Raw genomic sequence first — 24494 nt, 5'->3', positions numbered from 1 at the left:
GCAGTTTTATTTCGGACCCATAAAGTACCAGATAATGAGGCCGAGGAGAGGAAGCAGCAGGACCAGAGCGATCCAGAGTACCTTAACGCCGGTTGAAGCCGTACTCTGGAAAATTTTTACAATAGCCCAAATATCAGCGATGAGTACGAGGAGACCAAAGACTCCTCCGGTTTCTATACCTGGCATGGTGTTTCCTGACGTTGTGTGTGGTGTCGTTGGACAGAGGGTAAGACTATCCTAAAGAATGACGCCCTGACATTCGTATGATTACGGATCATTTATTTTCCACAGGGGAGTTTTTCTCGTGAGGAAAAGATGTTCTGGCGGAGGTCGAGGAATAATCGGCCGGTTTCATTCTAGGGATGGTGAGAGATCTGTTCCCTGGGGCCGACAAAATACCAAAAAACAAAACCCAGAAGCGGGAGAAGGACGACGGTGGCAATCCAGAGAGTTTTGACAGTTCTGCCTTCCTCGCTATAGAGGATCTTGGCAATAGCCCATAGCGAGGCCGCAAGGGTGATTGCCCCTATGATACTGGCGGTTTCCAGGCTGAACATAAATCTTTCCCTTGGTATTGTCGAACCGTTAATCTTGGAACGGCAGGTTCAAATTAACTCATTAGGGACAAGATACACGGATCGCGGGAATGTAAACATTCGTATTAATACGGATTTTCTGCAGAAATATGAAAAGTGTTGAGGAATTATATCCTTTTTGGGCATAGGGAGCCCCGATCAACCCCGATCAATACGGAGTGGGAGAACCAGAGCAGATCAGCGATCAGATCTTCTTTGAAGAGCATCCAGGGCGCCCTGGAGGATATAGGCTGCTGCGGCTTTATCGACTACTTCCGAACGACGTTTTCGGGTCATATCTGCCTCACCGATCAGGAACCGTTCGACAGCGGATGTGGACAGGCGCTCATCCCAAAAGACGATCGGTATGGTGAATCCTGCTATTTTGTGCAGATTTTCTGCAAGTGTTCGAACGGATTGGCAGCGGGGACCTTCTGTACCATCCATATTGACCGGTAAGCCCATAACAAGAGCCCCAATATTTCTTTCTTCACAGATCTCTTTCAATTTAGCTGCATCAGCTTTGAATTTGCTGCGAAGAATTGTGCCGATAGGTGAGGCGACTTTGTAATCCCGATCAGAGACAGCCATGCCAATTGTCTTGCTTCCCGGATCGAGACCAAGCAGGCGATGGTTGCTGTCTAGAAGTTCAGGCAAGTCATAAAGATCGATATCTTGCAACTTTTACTCACAGTGCAGGTTGTCAGAGGCTATGTTAGCCGGAAAGCCAGAGGATAAAGTAGTGTAGCGAAATTTAAAAATCCACATACCCTTTGCCACATACCCTTTGTATGAAGCCAGGGCAATAAAAGGTTTGTGGGCTGGCTGCCACGCGACAGTCTGTCATCTGGGCAAAGACTGTCGGATAAGAGATAGAAGGAGCGGGTGGTAAAATTACGGTTTGTCGGGCTGGCCCGTGATCTGTTCTCTGCAACGGGTTGTGATGGACGCTGATTTGGTAAGATAAGGGGAAAAGTATGTTTGGTGGTTTTGGTGAGCTTGTGGCGGCTTTCGCCATTTTTCTGTGCCTGCATTCCATTCCCCCGATGCGCCCGGTAAAGCAGCGTCTGATCAGTCTGTTTGGCAAACGTGGATATTATCTCGGGTATTCGCTGTTATCGTTACTGGTGATTGTCTGGTTATTACAGACTGTCTGGAGTGCGCCTTACGTTGAACTCTGGCCTTATGAATTCTGGGCTGCCCGGGCCACAGCTTATTTAATGCTTCCAGCTTCTGTATTGTTTTTTGCCGGTTTTTTACGACCGAACCCGGTCTCGATTGGCCCTGCAGGGGGGTATCGCGCGGATCGGGCCGGTTTTGTCGGGATTGTCCGTCATCCGGCATTGTGGGGCTTTGCTCTCTGGTCGGGCGCTCATCTTCTGGTAAACGGGGATCTTGCCGCGGTGATGTTTTTTGGTGGTCTGCTGCTGCTCTCACTGGGAGGGATGTTTATTGTTGACCGAAGAAAGAAAAAATTGCTTGGAGAAACTGCCTGGCGGACATTAACCGAGAATACCTCCAACCTGCCATTTTGGGGATTGTTTAAAGGGGGGAATTGTCGATTTGTATGGATGGATGTTTGGGCCGTTATTACAGGATCTGGGTTTTATCTGCTGGTCATATGGTTGCATCCTTTTGTGGTGGGTGTTTCTCCTCTTTCCGGATTTTTTGAATAATTTGCGGTCTTTTAGATAATTTTAAAATTCATTGGTTGCGATAGGTCTTTGATATTCTCGCCATGGGTGGTATTTTTCTTTGGTAGCCACACAGGACAGAGACTCAGGTCTCTTGGGTGAGAGATGATGCTTGAAGAATGTAAGGTTGGTCCGATCGAACGCTTGCGGCTGAAAGCAAAATATGGCGATCTCCGCGAGGCCTATTCCATTAATGAGGATTTTACTGTGATATTGCTCCAACAGGAGGATGGCATTAGTTTTGTGACCAGATTCTCTCACCCCGATGGTACCCAGTATTACAAGTTGTCCGATGAGGAACTGGTGTCTTTTCACGAAATGATTACGCACTATCTCTACTGCAGAAAAATCTAGCCTGGTCCGAGTGCCATTCAGAACAAGCACAGGCTATCCGTTTTGGCCTTTTCAGTTTTGAGGTTGGCAACTGTTGTTCCCATAAGACGAGGGATATTTTTCAATAGAGATATTTACCCGAGAATTTTTTCTGGTAAATATCTTCGGCAGAGATCAAAGGTCTGCGGGGGGATAATCCACCTGTCACGGGGAAAATTTCAGACAGTTCAGCTGCTGTGCGATTGTGTCTTCTTGCCCTGAGAGAGGGGGAATGCAATTCTTCCCCCGAGAATGATGATGTCGGTGAGAATCGCATATTTTGATGCAGGTTCTTAACTGCTTTTGTCTATTCTTGATCTTTCGTTCAACACCTCTTTGACATAGGCCCTTCATCTGTATGCTACAAACTGAGAATACCGGAGACCGCGAAGAAGAGAAGCTCGGGTTCCGCCGCATTCTGTTAATGGCTTTTGGCTGTTTTTGTGTTCTGTTAGGGGTAATCGGTCTGATCTTGCCTCTTTTGCCGACCACGCCGTTCCTGCTGGTGGCTCTCTGGGCTTTCTCTCTTTCCTCCAAGCGCTTTCATAACTGGCTGTATTCTCACCGTTTTCTCGGGCCACTGGTTCAGAATTGGGATCGTTACCGTATGATTCCGCGAAAGGCCAAGCTTCTGGCGATCGGCATGATGACAGCAAGCTTTCTTCTGGTGGCCTATAAGGGGCTGGTGCCGCTGTGGGGGCTGGCTTTGATCGGTGTTTGTTTCCTGTTGATCGCCTGCTTTATACTTTCCTGTCCCAGTGACAAGCCAGGGAAAGGCGATCTTGATCCTGTCGAGTGAGGCTACAGCCTTCAATCGTAATAAATTGTGCCTGTTATCGCTGCTTTCTTCTCGGAAGGAAGTGCTGGGCCTCCATCTTTTGGGGACAGCAAACCGATTGCTTTTTTATCCAAGTTACTAAAACAGCCGATAATCATTTAAAATGCGCAAAAATGCGTGTGCTGGGCGTTGCAGCACAGGCAGGCCGATGCTACTTTCCGCACGAATTTATTTAACGAGACTTTCGATATCCACAAAAGATTGGAACCGAGCATGTCTGTCGACAAAAAAACGGTAGCGAAAATTGCCAAGCTGGCACGTATCCGGGTTGATGAAGCGCAGCAAGAAGCCCTTTCCGGGGAATTGAATCAGATCCTGGGCTGGGTTGAACAGCTTTCAGAGCTGGACACATCCGGTGTTGAGCCAATGACCTCAGTCGTTGAAATGACCCAGCCTCTGCGAGAAGACGTTGTTAATGACGGGGGCTATGTGGATCGGGTAACAAAAAATGCCCCTGAATCTGCCCATGGGTTCTACGCTGTTCCAAAGGTGGTTGAATAATGAGCAACCTGACACATCTGACTATCGCTGATGCCCTGGCTGGTATGGAAAAGGGCGACTTCACAGCTCGCGAGTTGACTGAAGCCCACGTTAAAGCCGTGGAAGAGACACGTGGACTGAACGCCTATATCGTTGAAACTCCTGAAATCGCCCTCAAGCAGGCCGATGCGTCTGACAAACGTCGGGCATCTGGTGAAGCCGGCGTGATGGAGGGGATTCCGATCGCGATGAAGGATCTTTTCTGTACAGAAGGGACCCAGACCACAGCTGCCTCACATATTCTCGAGGGTTTTGTCCCGACCTATGAATCGACCGTATCCGGCAATCTCTGGAATGCCGGGGCAGTGATGTTGGGCAAGAGCAACCTTGACCAGTTCGCCATGGGATCTGCGAATATTACGTCCCACTTCGGCAATGTGATCAACCCCTGGCAGCGGGAAGGCAGTTCAGCCGAGCTGACACCTGGTGGTTCTTCCGGTGGGTCTGCGGCAACGGTTGCTGCACGCGCTGCGATGGCGGCGACGGGCACTGACACCGGTGGTTCCATCCGCCAGCCCGCAGCCTTTTCCGGGATTGTTGGTCTCAAGCCGACTTATGGCCGGTGCTCCCGCTGGGGGGTGATTGCCTTCGCCTCTTCGCTTGATCAGGCTGGTCCCATGACCCGTTCTGTACGCGATGCCGCGATTATGCTTGAAGCGATGGCTGGGTACGACGCCAAGGATTCCACATCTGTGAACCTGCCGGTTCCCCGCTATCAGGACGCATTGACAGGTGATATTCGTGGCTTGAAAGTTGGTATCCCAAGAGAATACCGCATTGACGGAACGCCTGTGGAAATCGAAAAGGCCTGGGAACAGGGGATCGAATGGCTGAGAGCCGCTGGTGCAGAGCCTGTAGAAATCAGCTTGCCGCATACGAAGTATGCCTTGCCGACCTATTACATCATTGCGCCGGCAGAATGTTCTTCGAACCTCGCCCGTTATGACGGTGTGCGTTATGGCCAGCGGGTCGAAGGCCGGAGCCTTGATGACATGTATGAAAATACCCGCGCAGCCGGTTTCGGGGATGAGGTCAAACGCCGTATCCTGATCGGGACCTATGTTCTGTCCGCCGGATATTATGATGCCTATTACAACAAAGCCCGTCAGGTTCGCACCCTGATCGCCAATGATTTCAAAAAAGCCTATGAAAGCGTCGATGTGATCCTGACACCTACGGCCCCAAGCCCGGCGTTTGGTATTGGCGAGAAAATGGACGATCCGATTGCCATGTATCTCAATGACGTCTTCACAGTTCCGGCAAGTCTGGCTGGTTTGCCCGGCATTTCCATTCCTTCGGGGCTTTCCAGTGAAGGCACTCCTCTGGGGCTGCAGCTTTTGGGCCGTGCTTTTGACGAAGAAACTCTGCTGCGTGTTGCAGGTGTTATGGAACAGGCCGCCGGGTTCTCGGCTTTGCCGCAGTTGATCGCTGGAGGTAAGTAAGATGAGCTATCGGATTAAAGGAAATACCGGCGAGTGGGAAGTGGTTATCGGGCTGGAAGTTCATGCCCAGGTCATTTCCAACTCCAAACTCTTTTCCGGTGCGGCAACGGCTTTTGGCGCCGAGCCAAACCACCAGGTGTCCCTGGTTGATGCTGCCATGCCGGGCATGTTGCCTGTCCTGAACAAGGAAGTGGTTGCCCAGGGTGTCCGTACGGGGCTTGGTCTGCGTGCAAAAATCAACATGAAGTCGGTTTTTGAACGCAAGAACTATTTCTATGCTGATCTGCCGCAGGGATATCAGATTTCCCAGTTTCTGGAACCAATTGTTGGTGAAGGGATTATTACACTGGATCTGGACGGAGGGGAGACCCGCGATGTCGGGATCGAGCGTATGCATCTGGAACAGGATGCTGGAAAATCGATCCATGACCAGCATCCGACCCAGTCTTATATTGACCTGAACCGTTCAGGTGTTGCCTTGATGGAAATCGTGTCACGCCCGGATCTGCGGTCGCCTGAAGAGGCCGGTGCCTATCTGCGCAAGTTGCGGTCGATCCTTCGTTATCTTGGAACCTGTGACGGCAATATGGACGAAGGCTCCATGCGTGCGGATGTAAACGTTTCTGTACGGAAACCCGGTGAAGAGCTGGGCACCCGTACCGAGACCAAAAACGTCAACTCGATCCGCTTTGTTCAACAGTCAATTGAATTTGAAGCCAAGCGTCAGATCAAACTGATTGAAGACGGAGAAAAGATCGTTCAGGAGACGCGCCTGTTTGATCCAAGTACTGGAACAACCCGGTCGATGCGGAGCAAAGAAGAAGCGCATGATTATCGCTATTTCCCTGATCCGGATCTGCTGCCACTGGTTCTTGATCCCGCCTGGGTCGAGGAAATCAAAAAAACCATTCCCGAGTTGCCGGATGAAAAGAAAGCCCGGTTTATCAAGGATTTTGGTCTTTCCGCCTATGATGCCGGTATTCTGGTTGCTGATCGGGATCGGGCAGCTTTTTATGAAGCTGTTGCCGAGGGACGCGATGCCAAGCTGGCTGCGAACTGGGTGATGGGCGACTATTTTGGTGCCTTGAACAAAAGTGGGTTGTCCCTTGATGCAAGCCCGGTAACGGCGCAACAGCTTGGTGGGCTGATCGGTCTGATTTCCGACGATACGATTTCCGGTCGTACGGCCAAGGAAGTTTTTGAAGCGATGTGGGAAAGCGGTAAAGACGCTGATGTCATCGTTGAGGAAAAAGGCTTGAAACAGATCTCTGATACCAGTGCGATTGAAGCGGCGATTGACGAGATTATTGCCAATAACCCGGGACAGGTTGAAGGCTACAAAGGTGGCAATGAAAGACTGATCGGCTGGTTTGTCGGACAGACCATGAAAGCCACAGGTGGTAAAGCCAATCCGGGAATGGTTAACGCACTGCTGAAAAAGAAATTGGCTGAATAGGTAACCAATAGCCGGTTATTAGAAAAGGGAGCCCTGGGCTCCCTTTTTTGTGTCTCCCCGGTTTGTAATCTGCTGTCGAATGACAGGAATTCCGGGGGACAGGCGTAAGACAAGTAACTGTCTTCAGAAGAGGGGCGAGATGGTGCCGATGATATGGGTAACCGCCTTGTTTTCATCTAAAAGAGGGCAATCCAGTGATTCGAACCTGGTATATTTCCTGTTCTGACAGTGAAGGTTTCCAAGGTTCTTTATACAGACCGGGTTTCTCATTATTCCCTGATAGTAGTGAGCGAGCCGTAGCTCCTCGATTTCTTTTGTCGTCGTCGAGGGGCCATCTGTCGTTATTATTCGTCCGACCTCGTCTCTGAAAATAGAATTCGCATTTTCACCATGTACCCTGAATTGAAAAGAATTCTCGTCCAGGCACTTTATGAGGAATATGTCGGGGGCGATTGAAATGTGATCAAGAATATCAAAATCTGTTTTTCTGGGCATCTCGGGAGCAAAAGACAACCACCATCTGAGCAACAGTTTATTGCACGCGCCAACGAGCAGATCCTCGTTGGAAACGGGGTAGTATTCTACGACTTCGTACTGGTTTTGTTGCACGTTTCTGCTTCTTCTGTCGCGAAGATCAAGGGAACGAGTCTTGCGTTCCGGGTGCCAGTTTAGGAGGGAGGCGTTATTATTTGCTTAAAGTTATCTTCTGTTGCTGTCTAAAAGAGAGGAATTCTAAGATATAATTAAATCAGGGAAGATGTTACCGGGGAAACCTGTAGCACTGCTTTGAGTGTCGCCTGGTCAAGAAAAAACAGTTGTCCAATCATTTGTGTCGGTCATGCCACGAATTTTAGCCTTGCTCGAAGGAAAGGCACCTGCGAACCCGTTTGAGTTGATAAAGGTATATTATTGAATAACAGTTTTTGATCAAATCTGGAAAAGAGATTTTCAAGCAGACTGTTCCCCCCTAAGATCCTGACAACAATCGACCTTGAGGACAGGACATCATGGGAAAGAAGAACAAAGCCGAGACGATTCTGGCACAAGCGGGGCATTATCTGGACAAGGCAACAGGTTCTGTGGTTCCCCCGATACAACCGTCCACAACCTTTGCCCGGGATGAGCAGGGGGCGCTTTATGATGCCAACCGGATCTATGCCCGCGATCAGAGCGTGAATGCCGAGATGGTCGAGGCCGTGATCTGTGAATTGGAAAGCGGTGAAGCCTGCAAACTTTTTGCCTCTGGTATGGCCGCCGCGACAGCTTTGGTCCAGACCCTTCGTCCGGGCGAGCGGATCGTTGCACCAAAGGTGATGTACTGGTCGCTTCGCGCTTGGCTGATTTCTTTTTGTCAGGATTGGGGTATCGAGCTTGCTTTCTATGATCCCTGTGATGAGGTGGATATGGCGCAGGTGGTGCATGCTTCACCGACGCATCTTCTCTGGGTCGAAACGCCTGCCAACCCAACCTGGGAGGTTGTGGATATTGCCAAGGCAGCAGAACTCGCGCATTCAGTGGGGGCGCAACTGGTTACTGATTCCACTGTTTCCACCCCGCTGTTGACCCGCCCGCTTGAGCTGGGGGCTGATTATGTCTTTCATTCGGCAACGAAGTATCTGAACGGTCACAGCGATGTTGTGGCAGGGGCTGTGATCACGGCAAAACAGGATACACGTTGGGAACGTCTGTGCAAGATACGGGCGCAACAGGGCGGAATTCTTGGCCCGTTCGAGAGCTGGCTATTGCTGCGGGGAATGCGGACAATGCATATCCGGGTTGAGCGTGCCTGTTATAACGCGATGGAAATTGCCCGGCATTTCGCCGATTACCCGGGGGTGCTGGAGGTGCTTTACCCTGGTCTGGTTTCCCATCCCAATCACGAAACCGCAGTGAAGCAGATGTCCGGTGGTTTTGGCGGGATGTTGTCGATCCGTTTTGATGGTGGAAGAGAGCAGACTGCGCAAATTATGGGGCGGCTCAAGCGCTTTGTCCGGGCGACATCTCTGGGAGGTGTTGAAAGCCTGGTTGAACACAGGGCGCTGGTTGAAGGAGAAGGCAGTCCTGTTCCTGATGACCTTTTGCGGTTCTCAATCGGTATTGAAGCGGTACAGGATTTGATTGAGGATCTGGAGCAGGCAATCAAAGGCTGATTTATATGGGGCCTGTTTTGCAGATTTTTTCAGCAAATCCGGCCTCATAAATTTAGATGTTGGACGTCTTTTTACCTAGTTGCTTGGACCGAGGATATTCCGGATTACCCGATGAAAAATCCGACAGCCGGTCTCGATCAATTCATCCGGGAAATCAAAATCGGGATTGTGAAGTTGGGGCTGGGAAAGACCTGATCCCAGGGTGAACATGGCGCTTTTGCAAATCTGACCGAACTGGCCAAAATCTTCTGACCAGCGCATGGGGGATGTCATGGGGTGATGCTTGATTTCTTCGGCCTCAAAGACTTGCAGGAGTTGTTCACTGGCATCCGGGTCATTGGTAGAAGCAGCAAAGATGTCGTCATACCCAAAGGCTGTTTCGAGTTGGTGATCTTTGCTAATCTGTTCTATCAGATGTCGTGACTTTTCTTGCAACAGCTGCATGATCTGGTCGGTTTCGCTGCGCAGGGTCACCATGAGCTTGGCAAAACCCGGGGCAATGCCGAAAGCTTCTTCGCCAAGCCGGGCATGGACTATGGTAACCAATGCGAATTCGCCCTTAAAGTCGTGATCCTGTGGCAAAAGCGTAAAGGCTTTTATCAAGTCACACATGGCCAAGGCAGGGCTTTGTCCGTCTTCGGGATTGGAAGCATGTGATGTTTTTCCGGTCAGGGTGATCCAGAGACCCTGTGACGCGCAGTTAAAAGGTCCGGATTTCAGACCAACGTGATGAAGGGGCATACCGGGCAGGTTGTGCAGAGCGAAAGCATAATCCGGCTTGAGCGCTGCAAAGGCCGGATCTTCGATGACTGCTTTTGCGCCGGCACCGGTTTCCTCGGCAGGTTGGAAAAGGAGAATGACCCGTCCTATGGCTGGCCGGCTGCGTTGGAGCAAAGCAGCAAGCCCTGCAACCATGGTCATGTGTCCATCATGGCCGCAAAGATGGCCTTTCCCTGCTATTGTTGACCTGTAGGGAGCTGTGTTCAACTCTTCAATCGGCAGGGCATCAAGTTCACAACGGATCAGAACGCCGGGGCCGGGAACCTTGCCTTTATAGACGGCTGCTACACCATAACCACCCAGATTGCGGTGAAGCTCGTCCGGGGCATGATTTTCCAGAAATGTGGCTATACGGTCACTGGTTGCTTGTTCGTGACCGGAGATCTCCGGGTGACGATGGAGGTCTTGCCGCAGTGTGACCAGTTGGGTGTGAGTCTCGTTATCCAGCAGCATGATGCAATTCTCTCTGGTGAAAAGAGGCCGCTACAGGGGTCAAGCGCCAACCAGCGTTTCATTGTCCTGCAGTATCTGAAAAATCTCGGGAAGTGAGCGGACGATAATATCCTGAACGTAATCGTTGCTGATTTTGTCGGCCCGGGCGACCACCTTGTCAATCTTTTCGGCTGCGCCAGCTAATGCTTTTGGATCTTTCAGTGATAAAAGTGCTTTAAGCTCCTCTGGTGTCAGGTGCTTAAAGGCATCGGCGCTGTTTTCATGCTCCTGAAGCTTGGAGAGAGCTCTGCTCAACAGGTCAAAGTCCTCGATACTATAGAGAGCGTTGATCTCTGCTGTGGTGAATTCCTGCGTGAAAACAGTCGCCAGCTGAACAACAAGATCCCGCCGGGTTTTGTTGATTTCCCGGCTGAGCACGGCGGTGAGTTTATCAAGCGTTTCATCAGACAGGCGTTCCGTTGAAAACTTGTATTCTTTCCTATAGTCGTCCATGGACTGGGCCAGGGCCGTGTCGATAAAGGCGGGGGTAATAATGCGTTCAATCAGGACAAGAGATTTTTCGTATTTGTTTTGATGGATTGTTTTGCCCGTCTGGGCGCAGCCCGAAACCGCAAAGAGCAGAAACATAAAAGCGAGCAGGCGTACTAACATATTTCTTTTCCGAAGCTGTTCAGTCCCTTGTCTTTGAGAGAATCTTACCCAATCAGACAGCGCATGGGAAGGACAAGCTTTGGTAGCAAAGCCTGATCAGCGTGACCTTGCTTTGTTGAAGTGATAAGAGGTTCTTCAAGAAATACAGTCAGAAGATGTAAACAGTTCTGGGAGAGCTGTTTGTTTGCTTATCTCCCCAACAGGCAGGGTAAAGGGATTTTCGATGCGTTTTTTATATGTAATAGCACTGTTTTTGGTCTTGGCTGGGTGTAAAACCACTGAAGAAAATCATCAGGTGACCAGTGGAAAAAACCTGAAAAATGAAACTGCCACGGGTGAGGCCTCAAGGCTTGTGGTGGAAGTGACGAAACCAGGCTTTACCAGCTTCTCTCCAGAAACCTTGCAGTCACTCAAGGACGACGGGGCGCTTTTTTACGAGGAAGGGCAAGCTATTCCCTATCAGATCTGCAAGATCAAGGTTCAGGATAATGAGGAACTCATTTCCAGGATTTCCCTGTTACGCAGTGAGATAGAGATGCATAGCCAGTTGACCCGGCATCGCAATGCTATTGAAAACCTTGAAAAGCGTCTGGAGAGGATCACACAGGAGGAAATTTCTACGGCCTGCGCCTGTAATACACGGGAAAAATGGGCGGAAATTGATCCCGAGGTGCGCCGTATCATGAGTAGGATGAGCCAGGGGATCGAGATTACAGGGAACGAACTGCTCACCTTTAAAAATGAGGGGCAAATCAAGGGATCATTGCAGTGCCTCTTGAAGTCGTTTGGCCTCTATCAGGAGTTCCAGAGACTGTTTAATCTCAAGGGGTAGGCGATTGTTGGAATGTCGCTTGTTTCTGAAGGGGATGGGTATCGGTTTTGTGGCGGGGCTTATAGAGGGACCATCGGGTCTGTGATTCAACGTTCCGGCGCCTTATCGATTCTCTGAATCTGGCTGAAACTATTCGGCAGGGGCTGTAAAAAAAACCTGTTGGACGAATACCAGAAAACAGGGCGGTTTCTGTGTTGTTGGGAGACGGGTAAATTTTTTTTATTTTTTTACCCTTTACAGGTATCCCAGAAAACCTTAGTAATTCCGCCGTTCGCACATTGCGGAGAGTTGGCCGAGTGGCTGAAGGCGCTCCCCTGCTAAGGGAGTATACCCTAATCCGGTATCGAGGGTTCGAATCCCTCACTCTCCGCCACTTCCCCCTTGCGACGAAAATAATTTAAAACAAAGCGTATAACTGTGCTGGCAAGCTTTGCCGCATACGTTTTTGTCTGCTGTTGATCACTTTCCACTGACAGAAAGTATTCAGAGCAAGCAACTCTCTGACCGGGCAATGTTCTGGATGGTTTTCTTGATGAAAATCGAGAAAAATTCATAGGGGCACGAAATTTTCTCTGATAGGTTGTTGGTAATAGAGGCAACGGCTTGTGCAACTCAAGTTCGGGTCTTTGCTCTGCTGTTCATCAATAAAGAGATCCTTTGTGAGGATCGTTGAATTCTGCACTCCTTTCTACTTTGCCGTCCATCCGGCTTTCAATCTGAGCTTTCCTGATAAATATCTACCAAGGTTATTGCCGATCATGAAAAAATCGTTTCTGGTTCCTCTCGTTGCTTTTCTTTTGAGCTCTTGTGTTACTCAAAACTCCGGCCAGAACACATCTGTCTCAAAGCTCTCATGCGATGGGCTGATAGCCAGTGGAAGTCGCCTTGAGAGCGACATCAGCAAGTTGAATAAAGCGGTGCGTTGTGCTCCATCAGAACTCAAGGATGGTACTCAGGCGGCAGTACTTAAAGCCTCGGGAAAGATGAAGCCATCATTCTCGCCGGATGATTTGACCCCTTATGCGCATAGGCTCAGTGTTACAATCGGCAAACTGGAGGCTCCATCATCAGTATTTAGCGCCAACATTTCTGAAATGGCTCAAGGTTATGCAGAAGAATTTGGCGGGAAAGTATTATCGGTTGGGGAGAAAATCTCACATCCATCGGGCTATTTGGAGTCTGCAACGCTGCTTGCTATCGAACGTTCAGCACATAATATTCAGATTGCCTGTGTGGTTGCCATCCGCACAAAAGATAACCAAGGCTTTCTGACCATCTGCCGCGATGCCGGGTTAGAAGGAGATACTGTGGCTGCTGATGCGGTAATTCAGGAAATAATCCGTTTGGATGTCCCCGCAATCCGTTTGTGACGTGTAACCTGACATATGCCTTGATTGATGATCCCCATAGCGGCTTGCTGAACTTTTCCCGAAGCTGTTAGCCTTGTAAACCTGTTGGTCGGATATGTAACCGTGTCATCGGGAGGGAGCAGTGATGCAACAATTAAAGGAGCTTCTGGCTGTTGGTGATCGCAAGGGGATCGGGCGGGCGGGCGAAGTCGCGTCGCTGATCCGTGATGATCCCAATTTGCTGGGGGATCTGCTGGACAACCTGTCGGCTGGTGGCCCGGTCGTACGTTCCCATGCAGCGCATGCGCTGATGCAGATTGGTCTTGAACGTCCTGACCTGTTACAGCCCTATACAAGACGGCTATGTTCTGAAATCTCCGGGTTGGATCAATGGGAAATACAGGAACAGCTTATGAAAATCTTTCCCCTGCTGCATTGGACAGCCGGGGAGAAAAAGACCGTTTTGCAGCTGGTGAGAGACAATTTGATACATAAAAGTGCCATTGTCCGAGCCTGTGCCTTGCAGGCGCTGTATGATTTTGCCCTTGCAGATGCGGACCTGTTGCCGGAAGCCAAAAGGCTTTTGCAGGAGGCGGAAGGCAGCGGCGCAAAATCCTCTCAGGCACGGGCGCGCAAGCTTTTGGCGAAGCTTTGAATAATTGTTTTATCTTTTCTGCATCAATCCTTCCTTTTGGGAAGGAAAACAGGTCGCGTGTGGGGCTCCACCTACAAGTACTATCGACAAATCACTGCTTTCGCGATAAGGAACCGGGATGAACACAGATGACATACTCGAAATTTTCCTTGTAAGCGTTCCTGGCCTGGAAACTGTCCTTTGCGAAGAGGCAACAGAGAAGGGCTTCCGTGAACCTGTTGTGGTCAGCGGTGGTGTGACAATAGCAGGCGACTGGCGTGATGTCTGGCGTGCCAACCTTGAGATCAGGGGCGCCAGCAGGATCCTTGTGCGTATGGGGGCTTTCAGGGCTTTGCATCTGGCGCAGCTGGACAAACGCGCCCGCAAGTTCCCCTGGGCAGATACCTTGCGTCCGGATGTACCGTTGCGGGTCGAAGTTTCTTGCAAGGCATCCCGGATTTATCACAAGGGTGCAGCGGCCCAACGAATTGAACGGGCGATTGCCGAGGAATTTGGCGCCTCAATTTCTGCCGAAGCCGAAGTGTCGATCAAGGTGCGCATCCATGATGATCTCTGCACCATCAGTGTTGATAGCTCGGGAGAAGCCCTGCACAAGCGTGATCACAAGGTTGCTGTGAGCAAGGCGCCGATGCGCGAGACAATGGCATCGCTTTTCCTGCGTCAGTGTGGATATACAGGTAATGAGCCTGTTGTCGATCCCATGTGCGGGTCCGGTACTTTTGTGATTGAGGCTGCGGAAATTGCGTCAGGTCTCAATCCTGGACGAACCCGAAACTTTGCCTTTGAAAAGCTGGTGGGTTTTGATCCCGCAGCCTGGGAAAAGCTCAAGGGAAAAGAGAGCAGCCCGGCCCCGGACTTCCGCTTTTATGGCAGTGACCGCGATCCCGGTGCTGTCCGTATGAGCCGCGAAAACGCCAAGCGTGCAGGAGTTGAGGATTTTACCGGGTTCCAGGAGCTATCGATCAACGATGTTTCTCCGCCGGAAGGTCCGGCAGGTCTGGTGATTATCAATCCACCCTATGGCACACGCATTGGTGAGGTGAAAAGCCTGAAGCCCCTGTATCAGGCCCTGGGTCAGGTGCTCAAATCCCGGTTTTCCGGCTGGCGGGTCGGCTTGATTACGAGCGCAGATCCCCTGGCGAAATCGACGGGACTGCCCTTCAGCTTTACCAGCGGTCCGGTGTCTCATGGCGGGATCAATATCAAGCTTTATACGACTGATCCACTTGCTTGAGGCAAGGTTGATACGCCTTGCCTCTAGAGAATAAAACTCTGTAAATCAGTTGTTTGCGGAGCTTGGCTTTGCGACTTGTCCCCGGAAGGGGGGCCTTAATCCTTGCCGTGTAACATCTTGAGCTTATGACCGACCTTGACGATGGCGGCGATGGCCGGGATCAGCTCTGCGCCCAGTTCTGTCAGAGAATATTCGACCGAAGGGGGAGACGTCGGTTTGACTTCGCGCAAGACCACTCCCTTGGCTTCGAGATCTCGTAACCTGGTGGTCAGGATCTTGGCTGAAATGCCGGGCATATCAACCCGAAGCTCGCTAAAGCGGCGTGGGCCTGCAGAGAGATACCAGATCAGGTTTGGGGTCCAGGCACCACCCAGCACAGACATACACTCGGTCAAAGGGCATTGTTCCGGGGGAAGCTTGCTTTGGTTTTTACGAATTTTCAGTGCCATCTATTTATTCCGTTTACTTTCACCGAGTTACCGAATGGAAACTACATAGTTAGGTAACATAATGTTCTGTGATTTACAAAGGTAACTTCAGTTCTTAGGTATGCTTCATCAGCAACGCATGGTTCGAATAATTCGAATAATCAATCATTGAACTGAAGGTGACACAAGATGAAGCTCTATTACAAACCCGGTGCCTGCTCCCTGGCTTCTCATATCGTTTTGCACGAACTGGGGGGAGACTTTGAAATCGAAAAAGTGGACACTGGGACACAGAAAACGGCAAGTGGTGAAGATTTTTCTCAAGTTAACCCAAAAGGTTATGTTCCTGCTCTTAAACTGACAGATGGCCAGGTGTTGAGCGAAGGGGCTGCAATTTTGCAATATCTTGCCGATCAGAAACCCGAATTGGGTCTTGCCCCGGCAGCAGGCACGATCGAACGCGCCCGTTTGCAGGAACACCTGAACTATGTGGCTTCTGAACTTCACAAGTCTTTTGGTCCTTTCTTTTCAGGTGTAACCCTTGAAGGCGAAGCACGACAGAAAGCCGAAGAAAATGTCGCCAAGAAGATGGCGTATATCGAAACTCTTCTGTCCGATGGCCGGGAATACTTGCTTGGCAGCAAATTTAGTGTCGCCGATGCCTATCTCTTTGTTGTGTCGAACTGGTCCAGTTTTGTTGGTATCAAGCTTGATAAAGTTCCTTTTCTGGCCGCCTTTGTCACCCGGGTTGCCGGGCGGGAAAAAACCCAGGCAGCTCTGAAAGCCGAAGGCCTGCTGGGCTAGGCCATCCACAGGGTGGTTTTCGGAACAGTTATTTTCTGTAAACCGCCCTGGGTTGTCTTCTCCGGTTCATTTCTCGAGATTGCTTTAAAAAGGAATTTTCATGACTTCGCTTTATCTGGCGGTCGAAAAGACCCTCGGCCTGTATTTTGATGGACTTTATCATTCCGATACTGGCCTGCTCAAACAGGTGTTTCACCCAGACGCCCGGTATGTCTGTGCCAGTGAGGCAGATCTTCTTCAGCTTGATATGGAGAGTTATTTTCCAATTGTTGCTGCGAGGCCGTCTCCGGCGAGCAGGAATGAACCTCGCCAGGACAAGGTTGTCTCGATTGCCTTTGCCGGAAACAAGACGGCCTTTGCCACCGTGAATTGTGCGATTGGGGAAAAGTTTTTCACCGATTTCCTTACCCTGATTTATCACGATGATCGCTGGCAGATTATTGCCAAAGTCTTCCATTACGAACTGAAATCTGCCAATTGAGGAGCAGGATATGCCTTATGTGAACATCAAAATTACCAATGAAGGTGCTACCAAGGCACAAAAAGCCGAATTGATTAAAGGTGTAACCGAATTATTGCAAAGAGTGCTGGACAAAAATCCGGCAACAACCTTTGTCGTAATTGACGAAGTTGAAATGGAGCATTGGGGCGTTGGCGGCCTGCCGGTTGAGCAATACCGGAAGCAAATTTCGGGTAACTGATTTATTAAATATAGAGGCTCTCAGGAGCTTCAAGGCCTTCTGCGGACTTGATCCAGATCATGTTTGCGGGAGGCTTTCTGCTGTATATTCCCTGAAAATGCCCCGTTATAACCAATTTCAGGAGGGTCGCCGGGATGGGTTATGACCGGTTGCAGCAAAACAGGACAAACCGTCACGGTTCAGTCCAGCATGGCAAGAGCAGCAAATCTCAGGAGACCAAGGATCTGGGGATCAAGTCTCCCTTTCTTGAATTGGCTGCGGAAAAAAAAGAGCTTCTGTTACCACTGAGCCGGATAGAGAACTATCTCGCAGGAGAAACAATTGTCGAATATGGTGAGCCAGCCGAGAATTTTTTCCTGATCGAAGAGGGGTTTGTCCGCTTGTTGCTTGCCTCAGCCTGTGGCGGGAAAAGCTCGACGATTGATGTTGTCGGGCCAGGGGGGGCTTTCGGAGAGGCCGCCGCGACCAATACAGGGCGTTATGAGTTTACCTGCGTTGCTCTGGATGATGTGGAACTGCGGGTGATTCCGGGGGAAGTCTTACGCAAAATTCTGTCGGAAGACCCGGAACTGGTATTCCGGATGATGGGACGTCTGTCGGTGAACATGCATTCTCTGATGAGCCAGATTGCCGATTTGAAAATGCGGACCACGGCTGAACGTCTGGCCATGTTTTTGATCGAACTTGCCGGTCAGGTCGAGGGGGCTGCGAAAATCGTTTTACCCTATGACAAGCGGATTGTGGCTGAAAAACTGGGAATGACACCGGAAACCCTGTCGAGGACTTTTGCAAAGCTGCGTAAAATCGGTATCAAAACCGGAGCCGGGAACCAGATAGAGGTCGACGATATGGAAAAGCTGGTTGACTATTGTGGCTATCCGGTTGGTATCGGGCCTCTCGATCTTGGGGGGGTGTGAATGCGGCATCAACCGATCGGACAAAAAGAACTTCAAATCCTATCCCGGGTGGTGATTTTTTCACAGTTACCGGGAAAACTGCTTGCCGAGCTTTTTGACAAACTTTCTGTTTCGGTTTTTGACGAAAGTACAATCCTGTTTTTGGCCGGAGATGAGGCGGATGGTTTTTTTGTTGTGCTTGAGGGGGAGGTCCACCTCAGTGCACTGACCGCAGAAGGAGCCCAGAGCCTGGTTCGCATTGTCGAACGGGAAGAGAGCTTTGCCGAAGCTGCCATGCTCGGTTTGGGGAAATTCCCGATTAATGCTACGGCACAACCCGGAACGGTTATAGCCAAGGTTCCCAAAAAAACATTTGAAGAAAAAATCATTCCCGATACGGAAGCTTCCCTTCACCTTCTAAGTGCCTTAATTCAGCGGCAGCAGTATCTTATTCGGGAAATCAAGGTATTGAAAAGCCTGTCTCCCTGCCAACGTGTGGCGTCCTATCTGCTGGCAATTTTTGAAAGTCAGGAATGGAAAGGGCATGGAGCCCTGCCGCGCTGTAAGCAGGTTATTGCCGGGCATATCGGTATTGATCCGGCGAGTTTTTCCAGAGCCTTACGCAGGCTGGAAGACGCAGGTATTGTCTGCGAAGGACACGAGGTGTTGATCAAGGACCCGGAAAAATTGCGCCGGTATTGTGCTGATTTTGGCTATCTCTCTGATCAGGAGAAAATCCTTATGTCTGCTTGATCAGGCTCAAGGAGAATAAACAATATCTCCCCTAAAGAGAGGAAGGCCCAACATCAGGGCAAGGTAATGATCAGGGGGAATGATGGGATCTCAGGAGAAACATCAAGAAAATATCTGTGAGTTTTCAGTGGAAAGCCTGTTGGCAGAGGGGCGTATTCCTCTGGACGAGGTTGTCGATGCCCTGTTTGGAGAAAATCCTCATTCTTCGGTTTTGCTGGCTTCTGCTTTTGATCCCTTGCCATTACGGCAAAAATTAACCGAATTGGGTTGTCAGATCATTCGGGTCGACACAGGACGGCAGGGCTGGCTGTTTTGTATCAAGCCTGGAAAATTCAAGGATAACGCATCGGAAGAAAAAGGAGCAGGCGGGAAACCTGATTTCTATTTCACTGATGGCCTATTACACATGGATGTCCGGAGAATTGACCCTCCAGACGATTTTCTTGCGATCTTGCGGTTTATCGACAGTTCGGAGCTGGACGATACACTCTGTATCATTCTTTCGTCACTTCCCGGTCGCTTTCTACCGCTTCTGAAGGAAAGGGGCTGGAGTAGCGAGATTATATCTGAAGAGGAAGAACAGATCGTTCTGGCGCTTGAGAAAGGGGTTTCCTGAGCATTCTGCGCGAAGAGTTTTTGTTCAGAAGTCCGGTGATCAGGGGGACGAGCTCTGGCATATCACCTATTGCCTCCATCAGATGCAGGGATCGCTGATCTGCTGCAGCTGTCTTGTAGAGTGCATCAGGAACATCGACTTTCATGTGAATTCCACCGCCGGCCAGAAAAGGCAGGGCGATGACATTTTTACGTTTTGTCAGTTTAGCCCAGTCAGCAAGACGGGGTGTGTTCTCGATAAAGGCCGGGATAACTTCTAGATCAGGATTTAAGCGTTGAAGCTGTTGGGCCATGGCATCAGCGGGTTCTGAAAAGGTCTGGGCACGCAAGGCACCATGCCCGATGACAATAACGGCTGTATCAATGGCGTCGAGCTGACAGGCTTCCAGCTGTTCCCAGATTTTTCTGTGCATCAGTTCTGTCAATCCGGGAAGTTCGAAGATTGGTGGCAGCCTTTTTATTATATGGTTTTTCTGCCATTCGTTCAGACAACCGGGCAAGCGCTCTCGCAGAAATATTCCATCTGCATAAAGGTTCGGGAAAACAGTTACCTCTCCAACAAATATTTTTTCTGGCCCATCACTCAAGCGTGGGGATCGGACAAGGTAACGACAGTCAACAGTCCAGTCTGGCAGCTGTTCAGCCAGCTTTTCTGCTAAACGACAGGTCGGTTCATTCTCGCTTTTGATGTGCCGATTGCCGTGCGCAATAAGTAACAGGGTTTTGCTTTGTGACATTTCTGTTTCTTCCTGACTGATGCGGCCTGTTTGCAGTTTGCCGTCTGTACCTTGCAACCCTCTTTGAGGTCCTGCGCGAGAGCTGCAACACGATTTTAAGAGAAGGCATTCGGTGAAGGGTATGACGCTGGTCAAGTGACTATCTGAGGGGGCTTTCATGGAAAAGGTTGGGGAATTTTCTCATTGACCATCGTCAAAGCAGGGGGGGGCAGGCTCGTGTGATGTTGCTTCCAACACGTCAGGAGTCCCCAGCAGTGACAAAGATAATGACTGGTCGGGGGAGTGAGGTGTGTTGGATAAAATCGACCCGCTTTGGAGGGTGAGTCATGTACAGAAAATTTTTACTGAACACAGTTACACCAATGCTTGTTGGGGTGGGACTGGTTCTGGGGGGCGGAGCAGCCTGGGCTGAATCCGGCCATACACCCGATGGTTCAAACTATGAACCTTCACTTGAATCCATGCCGCTGGATGGGGAAGCACCCGGCGTCAAACCTGGTGTTCCGACCATGACCGAGGAGGAGTTTGCCGCCAGCCGCAAGATCTTCTTTGAACGCTGCGCCGGTTGCCACGGTGTGTTGCGCAACGGTGCCACCGGTCCGGCACTGACCACGGACAGAACACGTGAGCTGGGAATAGATCACCTTAGGGATTTCATTAATTATGGTTCTCCTGCAGGTATGCCGAACTGGGGAACTTCAGGTGACCTGAGTGAAGCTGAAGTGGACATGATGGCGCGTTATGTCATGCAGGACCCGCCACAACCGCCCGAATGGGGCATGAGCAGCATGAAGGAGACCTGGAAGGTTATTGTTCCGGTCGCCGAACGCCCAACCAAAAAGATGAACGATATTGATATCGACAATCTTTTCTCGGTAACCTTGCGTGATACCGGTGAGATTGCCCTGATTGATGGCAAGAGCTATGAGATCACAGCAGTTATTGAAACGGGTTATGCCGTCCATATCTCTCGTGTTTCTGCCTCTGGTCGCTATCTCTTTGTCATTGGCCGTGATGCCAGGGTTGATATGATCGACCTCTGGATGGAAAAACCGGGCAAGGTTGCGACAATCAAGGTCGGTCTTGAAGCGCGCTCGGTTGAAACCTCCAAGATGAAAGGTTGGGAAGACAAATACGCGATCGCGGGTGCTTACTGGCCACCACAGTATGTCATCATGGATGGGGAAACACTTGAGCCTCTGAAAATTGAATCAACACGCGGCACGACCTACGACGAGCAGGAATATCATCCGGAACCTCGTGTGGCGTCGATTGTTGGATCCCACTACAATCCGGAGTTCGTGGTCAACGTGAAGGAAACCGGAAAAATTCTTCTGGTGAACTACGAAAACCTCGACGCCCTTCAGGTAACCACAATCGAAGCCGAACGCTTCCTGCATGATGGTGGTCTTGATTCTACTGGCCGTTACTTCCTGGTCGCTGCCAACGCCCGGGACCGGGTTGCGGTTGTCGATACCAAAGAGCGAAAGCTGGCCGGGCTGGTTGATGTTGGCGTGAAGCCACATCCAGGACGTGGTGCCAACTTTGTTCATCCTGAATATGGCCCTGTCTGGGCAACCAGTCATCTTGGGGATGAAACTGTGGCGCTAATCGGAACAGACCCTGAAGGTCATCCGGATAATGCCTGGAAGAAGGTCGAGAGCCTGGAAGGTCCAGGTGGTGGATCGCTCTTTATCAAGACACATCCCAAGTCGAGCAATCTTTGGGTTGATACGCCTTTGAACTCTGAGGCCGAGCTTTATCAGTCTGTCGCTGTGTTTGATATCAAAAACCTCGACAAGGGGTTTGAGACACTACCGATTGCTGAATGGGCAGATCTTGGTGATGAGGGCGCCCAGCGTGTGGTTCAGGGCGAATACAACCAGGCTGGAACCGAGATCTGGTTCTCGGTCTGGAATGGCAAGGAACAGAATTCCGCAATTGTTGTCGTTGATGACAAAACCCGGAAACTGAAGAAAGTCATCAAGGACCCGCGCCTGATTACACCAACAGGCAAGTTCAACGTCTTTAACACCAGAGAAGACGTCTACTAGAGGCTCTCCTCAGAGAACCTTCTGTTCGATTACAGCAGCGCTGGTGGGGTGGCCAGGGAAACAAATCCTTCCAGCGCTGTATCGAACCGACGTCATGCGGCTTATGTCGCGGTTATCCGACTATTGGAGGATTGATATTATGGAAGCAGCCGGACCTGTATATCTGGTTGGCGCGGGACCGGGAGACCCCGAACTTCTGACAGTCAAGGCCTTACGCCTTATTCAAGAAGCTGATGTGGTGGTCTATGACCGCCTTGTCTCGGACGCTATTCTCGGACTGGTTCCCAGCAAAACCAGGAAACTGTATGTTGGCAAGGAAAGTGGGCATCACAGTCTGACCCAGGACCGTATTAATGAGGTTCTGCTCAATGCCGCCGGACTTTATCGTTCGGTTGTGCGCCTTAAGGGAGGAGATCCCTATATTTTTGGTCGCGGTGGTGAAGAGGCTCTCTTTCTCAAAGAGCATGGTATCTCTGTTGAGGTTGTCCCCGGAATTACTTCCGCAGCAGCCAGTAGTGCCACAACGGGTATTCCCTTGACCCACAGAGGGTTGGCGACAGGGGTTCGTTTTGTAACGGGGCATTTGCGGGAAGATCATAAACTTGACCTCGACTGGGACAGCCTTGCAAACGAGGATACGACTCTCGTTATCTATATGGGACTATCCGCGCTTGCGGTTATTGCGCGGCGCCTGATTGCTGCAGGTTTGCCGGCCGATACGCCTGTTCTCGCGATTGAAAAGGCTACCACGCCGAATGAACGAAAAATCATTGCGCCCCTAAACCGGATCTCACGGGCGGTTCGCGATGAAAAGTTTAAACCTCCTACTTTGATTATTATCGGAAAAGTGGTCTCCCTGGCCGACCAGAAGGAAAAGGTAGGATTTCTGCCTGAGCTTTTGGCGTCAGCGGGGGCAGGTTATGCATGAAGTTCTTCGTCTAATTGTTGCTGTTGGTCTGATCTGGGCAGCCGCTTTCCCTGTACATGCAGCGGATAAAGCGGAAGAAACAGTCGAGATCGATTTACTGCGCCTGTTGCATCAGGATTGTGGCTCCTGCCATGGCATGACCCTGAAAGGGGGGCTGGGGCCAGCCCTGTTATCTGACAGTCTGGCTGCTTATGAGGATGAGGATCTCTTCAGTATCATCCGGGATGGGCGGGAAGAAACGGCGATGCCCCCTTGGCGAGACATCCTTTCTGATAATCAAATCAATGAACTGATCGGGATTTTGCGCGGAAAAACAGCCGCTGCAGATCCGGGAGAAAATAAATGAGATTCGGAACTATACATAAAGTCCGGCAGGCGATCATTCTTTCAATGACGCTGGGGCTTGCTGCCTGTAGTGCAAGTGGTGCTGGGCAGAGCCTGCGCGGGACAGGTGATCTTGGGGTTGTGATTGCGCGTGCCACTGGTGAGCTTGCGGTTATTGACACAACCAACCGTGCGTTTCTTTCCAAAGTGTCTGGTCTGGGAGATCTTAGCCACGCCTCTGTGGTTTATAGTCGGGATGAACGTTATGCCTATGTCTTTGGCAGAGATGGCGGGTTGACCAAGGTTGATATCCTGGCTGCAAAAATAGTGAAGCGGGTCATCCAATCTGGGAACTCTATCGGAGGGGCAATCTCGCAGGATGGCACTCTGGTCGCGGTTGCCAATTATGAACCGGGCGGGGTGAAAGTTTTTGATGCCAGAACACTGGAGCTTATCGTCGATATTCCAGCTGTTCCTGAAGGTGGGGGGGCACGCTCGAAAGTCATTGGTCTGGTTGATGCTCCTGGTAACAGGTTTGTCTTCAGTCTTTGGGATCATGATGAAATCTGGGTTGCCGATATGGCGGATCCCCGGAAACCGGAAATTCAGAAATTTCAAAATGTTGGACGCAATCCCTACGATGCACTGATAACGCCGGATGGACGGTATTATATCGCAGGTCTGTTTGGAGAAGACGGGATGGCACTGCTGGATCTGTGGCATCCAGAGCAGGGAGTGCAACGTATTCTCGGGAGCTATGGCAAGGGTGAAGATGATAAGCGCCCGGTCTATAAAATGCCCCATCTGGAAGGGTGGGCTATTGCCGACGACCTTGCGTTTGTTCCAGCCGTCGGCAGACACGAGGTGCTGGTCATCGATATGACAAGTTGGAGAGAAATCCAGCGTATTCCAGTCGCCGGGCAACCGGTATTTGTCATGGCCCGTCCGGACGGACGTCAGGTCTGGGTCAACTTTGCTTTTCCCGACTATCACCAGCTGCAGGTGATCAGTAGCGAGAGCCGAGAAGTCATAAAGACACTGCCTGCTGGCAAGGGCGTTTTGCATATGGAATTCCACCCAAGGGGGGAAATAGTCTGGGTTTCCGTGCGGGATGAAAACAAAATCATAGCCTATAACACAGAGACTTTTGACAAGCTTGAAGAGCTGGCTCTGGAGAGCCCCAGCGGTATCTTCCTGAGTGCCCGTGCGCACAAACCCGGCCTGTGAGGAACG

At 50.6% G+C, this 24494-nt stretch carries 29 protein-coding genes and 1 tRNA gene; 22 read left to right on the top strand and 8 right to left on the bottom strand.

From position 1 onward, the window contains the following. Window positions 1-6 precede the first annotated feature (6 nt). From O4H49_RS06095 to ruvX, 3 genes are all read right to left on the bottom strand, one after another. Window positions 7-186: a PLDc N-terminal domain-containing protein gene (locus O4H49_RS06095; protein WP_269422550.1), complete on the bottom strand. Its 180-nt coding sequence runs from the start codon at window positions 184-186 to the stop codon at window positions 7-9. Window positions 187-356: 170 nt separating this feature from the next. Next, complete coding sequence (locus O4H49_RS06090) at window positions 357-557, bottom strand: PLD nuclease N-terminal domain-containing protein (protein WP_269422549.1); 201 nt, start codon at window positions 555-557, stop codon at window positions 357-359. Window positions 558-773: 216 nt separating this feature from the next. Further along, window positions 774-1256, bottom strand: coding sequence for a Holliday junction resolvase RuvX (gene ruvX / locus O4H49_RS06085; protein WP_269422548.1), 483 nt, complete (start codon window positions 1254-1256; stop codon window positions 774-776). Window positions 1257-1552: 296 nt separating this feature from the next. On the opposite strand from ruvX, the gene O4H49_RS06080 reads away from it, so the two are divergent. The 6 genes from O4H49_RS06080 (at window position 1553) to gatB (ending at window position 6917) form a co-directional block, all read left to right on the top strand. Beyond that, on the top strand, window positions 1553-2251 hold the full coding sequence (locus O4H49_RS06080) for an NnrU family protein (protein ID WP_269422547.1): 699 nt from the start codon (window positions 1553-1555) through the stop codon (window positions 2249-2251). A gap of 123 nt (window positions 2252-2374) precedes the next feature. Further along, window positions 2375-2623: a hypothetical protein gene (locus tag O4H49_RS06075; protein ID WP_269422546.1), complete on the top strand. Its 249-nt coding sequence runs from the start codon at window positions 2375-2377 to the stop codon at window positions 2621-2623. A gap of 376 nt (window positions 2624-2999) precedes the next feature. Continuing rightward, window positions 3000-3440: a YbaN family protein gene (locus O4H49_RS06070; protein ID WP_269422545.1), complete on the top strand. Its 441-nt coding sequence runs from the start codon at window positions 3000-3002 to the stop codon at window positions 3438-3440. A gap of 252 nt (window positions 3441-3692) precedes the next feature. Further along, window positions 3693-3980: an Asp-tRNA(Asn)/Glu-tRNA(Gln) amidotransferase subunit GatC gene (gatC, locus tag O4H49_RS06065; protein ID WP_269422544.1), complete on the top strand. Its 288-nt coding sequence runs from the start codon at window positions 3693-3695 to the stop codon at window positions 3978-3980. Then, window positions 3980-5461 carry an Asp-tRNA(Asn)/Glu-tRNA(Gln) amidotransferase subunit GatA gene (gene gatA, locus O4H49_RS06060; RefSeq protein WP_269422543.1) on the top strand — a complete coding sequence of 494 codons (1482 nt, stop codon included), beginning with the start codon at window positions 3980-3982 and terminating at the stop codon, window positions 5459-5461. Before gatC ends, gatA begins: the two co-directional genes overlap by 1 nt. Before the next feature lies 1 nt (window position 5462). Next, entirely contained in the window at window positions 5463-6917 is a 1455-nt protein-coding gene (gatB, locus tag O4H49_RS06055; RefSeq protein WP_269422542.1) for an Asp-tRNA(Asn)/Glu-tRNA(Gln) amidotransferase subunit GatB, read from the top strand. Window positions 6918-7040: 123 nt separating this feature from the next. Here the strand turns inward: gatB and O4H49_RS06050 are convergent, their stop codons facing one another. Next, entirely contained in the window at window positions 7041-7526 is a 486-nt protein-coding gene (locus tag O4H49_RS06050) for a hypothetical protein (protein ID WP_269422541.1), read from the bottom strand. A gap of 398 nt (window positions 7527-7924) precedes the next feature. On the opposite strand from O4H49_RS06050, the gene O4H49_RS06045 reads away from it, so the two are divergent. Next, on the top strand, window positions 7925-9067 hold the full coding sequence (locus O4H49_RS06045) for a PLP-dependent aspartate aminotransferase family protein (RefSeq protein ID WP_331283741.1): 1143 nt from the start codon (window positions 7925-7927) through the stop codon (window positions 9065-9067). A 75-nt stretch (window positions 9068-9142) separates the two neighbouring features. Here the strand turns inward: O4H49_RS06045 and O4H49_RS06040 are convergent, their stop codons facing one another. Together O4H49_RS06040 and O4H49_RS06035 are read right to left on the bottom strand one after the other, a co-directional pair. Next, on the bottom strand, window positions 9143-10300 hold the full coding sequence (locus O4H49_RS06040) for an amidohydrolase (protein WP_269422540.1): 1158 nt from the start codon (window positions 10298-10300) through the stop codon (window positions 9143-9145). A 39-nt stretch (window positions 10301-10339) separates the two neighbouring features. Further along, a complete protein-coding gene (locus tag O4H49_RS06035; protein WP_269422539.1) occupies window positions 10340-10951 on the bottom strand; it encodes a hypothetical protein in 612 nt (203 codons plus the stop codon). A gap of 295 nt (window positions 10952-11246) precedes the next feature. On the opposite strand from O4H49_RS06035, the gene O4H49_RS06030 reads away from it, so the two are divergent. The 5 genes from O4H49_RS06030 (at window position 11247) to O4H49_RS06010 (ending at window position 15021) form a co-directional block, all read left to right on the top strand. Further along, window positions 11247-11783 (top strand): hypothetical protein, encoded by a 537-nt coding sequence (locus tag O4H49_RS06030; protein WP_269422538.1) that lies wholly within the window; start codon window positions 11247-11249, stop codon window positions 11781-11783. 282 nt (window positions 11784-12065) lie between these two features. After that, window positions 12066-12156: transfer RNA gene (locus O4H49_RS06025), tRNA-Ser, on the top strand. Between the two features lie 286 nt (window positions 12157-12442). After that, a complete protein-coding gene (locus tag O4H49_RS06020; RefSeq protein WP_269422537.1) occupies window positions 12443-13153 on the top strand; it encodes a hypothetical protein in 711 nt (236 codons plus the stop codon). A gap of 124 nt (window positions 13154-13277) precedes the next feature. Beyond that, window positions 13278-13787, top strand: a complete 510-nt coding sequence (locus O4H49_RS06015) for a hypothetical protein (RefSeq protein WP_269422536.1) — start codon at window positions 13278-13280, stop codon at window positions 13785-13787. A 118-nt stretch (window positions 13788-13905) separates the two neighbouring features. Further along, window positions 13906-15021, top strand: coding sequence for a THUMP domain-containing class I SAM-dependent RNA methyltransferase (locus tag O4H49_RS06010; protein ID WP_269422535.1), 1116 nt, complete (start codon window positions 13906-13908; stop codon window positions 15019-15021). Between the two features lie 95 nt (window positions 15022-15116). Here the strand turns inward: O4H49_RS06010 and O4H49_RS06005 are convergent, their stop codons facing one another. Continuing rightward, window positions 15117-15470: a winged helix-turn-helix transcriptional regulator gene (locus O4H49_RS06005; RefSeq protein WP_269422534.1), complete on the bottom strand. Its 354-nt coding sequence runs from the start codon at window positions 15468-15470 to the stop codon at window positions 15117-15119. A 168-nt stretch (window positions 15471-15638) separates the two neighbouring features. Between O4H49_RS06005 and gstA the strand changes: the two genes are divergently transcribed. The 6 genes from gstA (at window position 15639) to O4H49_RS05975 (ending at window position 19219) form a co-directional block, all read left to right on the top strand. Beyond that, window positions 15639-16253 carry a glutathione transferase GstA gene (gstA, locus tag O4H49_RS06000; RefSeq protein WP_269422533.1) on the top strand — a complete coding sequence of 205 codons (615 nt, stop codon included), beginning with the start codon at window positions 15639-15641 and terminating at the stop codon, window positions 16251-16253. Window positions 16254-16353: 100 nt separating this feature from the next. Continuing rightward, complete coding sequence (locus O4H49_RS05995) at window positions 16354-16734, top strand: nuclear transport factor 2 family protein (RefSeq protein ID WP_269422532.1); 381 nt, start codon at window positions 16354-16356, stop codon at window positions 16732-16734. Between the two features lie 10 nt (window positions 16735-16744). After that, window positions 16745-16954 carry a tautomerase family protein gene (locus O4H49_RS05990; RefSeq protein ID WP_269422531.1) on the top strand — a complete coding sequence of 70 codons (210 nt, stop codon included), beginning with the start codon at window positions 16745-16747 and terminating at the stop codon, window positions 16952-16954. Window positions 16955-17088: 134 nt separating this feature from the next. Next, the gene (locus tag O4H49_RS05985; protein ID WP_269422530.1) at window positions 17089-17871 is read left to right on the top strand and encodes a Crp/Fnr family transcriptional regulator; all 783 of its coding nucleotides are present in this window, start codon (window positions 17089-17091) and stop codon (window positions 17869-17871) included. Beyond that, a complete protein-coding gene (locus O4H49_RS05980; protein WP_269422529.1) occupies window positions 17872-18603 on the top strand; it encodes a Crp/Fnr family transcriptional regulator in 732 nt (243 codons plus the stop codon). Between the two features lie 79 nt (window positions 18604-18682). Beyond that, window positions 18683-19219 (top strand): hypothetical protein, encoded by a 537-nt coding sequence (locus O4H49_RS05975; protein ID WP_269422528.1) that lies wholly within the window; start codon window positions 18683-18685, stop codon window positions 19217-19219. On the opposite strand, the gene O4H49_RS05970 is transcribed toward O4H49_RS05975, so the two are convergent. Beyond that, window positions 19164-19955: a sirohydrochlorin chelatase gene (locus O4H49_RS05970; protein ID WP_269422527.1), complete on the bottom strand. Its 792-nt coding sequence runs from the start codon at window positions 19953-19955 to the stop codon at window positions 19164-19166. The two genes, O4H49_RS05975 and O4H49_RS05970, sit on opposite strands and share 56 nt — an antisense overlap. Before the next feature lie 326 nt (window positions 19956-20281). On the opposite strand from O4H49_RS05970, the gene O4H49_RS05965 reads away from it, so the two are divergent. The 4 genes from O4H49_RS05965 (at window position 20282) to O4H49_RS05950 (ending at window position 24488) form a co-directional block, all read left to right on the top strand. Further along, entirely contained in the window at window positions 20282-22009 is a 1728-nt protein-coding gene (locus tag O4H49_RS05965) for a cytochrome D1 domain-containing protein (RefSeq protein WP_419715212.1), read from the top strand. Window positions 22010-22148: 139 nt separating this feature from the next. Continuing rightward, window positions 22149-22937: a uroporphyrinogen-III C-methyltransferase gene (gene cobA, locus O4H49_RS05960; protein ID WP_269422526.1), complete on the top strand. Its 789-nt coding sequence runs from the start codon at window positions 22149-22151 to the stop codon at window positions 22935-22937. Next, window positions 22930-23283 carry a c-type cytochrome gene (locus tag O4H49_RS05955; RefSeq protein WP_269422525.1) on the top strand — a complete coding sequence of 118 codons (354 nt, stop codon included), beginning with the start codon at window positions 22930-22932 and terminating at the stop codon, window positions 23281-23283. The genes cobA and O4H49_RS05955 overlap by 8 nt, the downstream gene beginning before the upstream one ends. Continuing rightward, window positions 23280-24488, top strand: coding sequence for a cytochrome D1 domain-containing protein (locus O4H49_RS05950; RefSeq protein ID WP_269422524.1), 1209 nt, complete (start codon window positions 23280-23282; stop codon window positions 24486-24488). The genes O4H49_RS05955 and O4H49_RS05950 overlap by 4 nt, the downstream gene beginning before the upstream one ends. Window positions 24489-24494 lie beyond the last annotated feature (6 nt).

Source organism: Kiloniella laminariae (genome assembly GCF_027214005.1).
Classification (GTDB): domain Bacteria; phylum Pseudomonadota; class Alphaproteobacteria; order Kiloniellales; family Kiloniellaceae; genus Kiloniella; species Kiloniella laminariae_A.
Note: the sequence above shows the minus strand (reverse complement) of the source record. Positions and strands in the feature narration are given on the sequence as shown.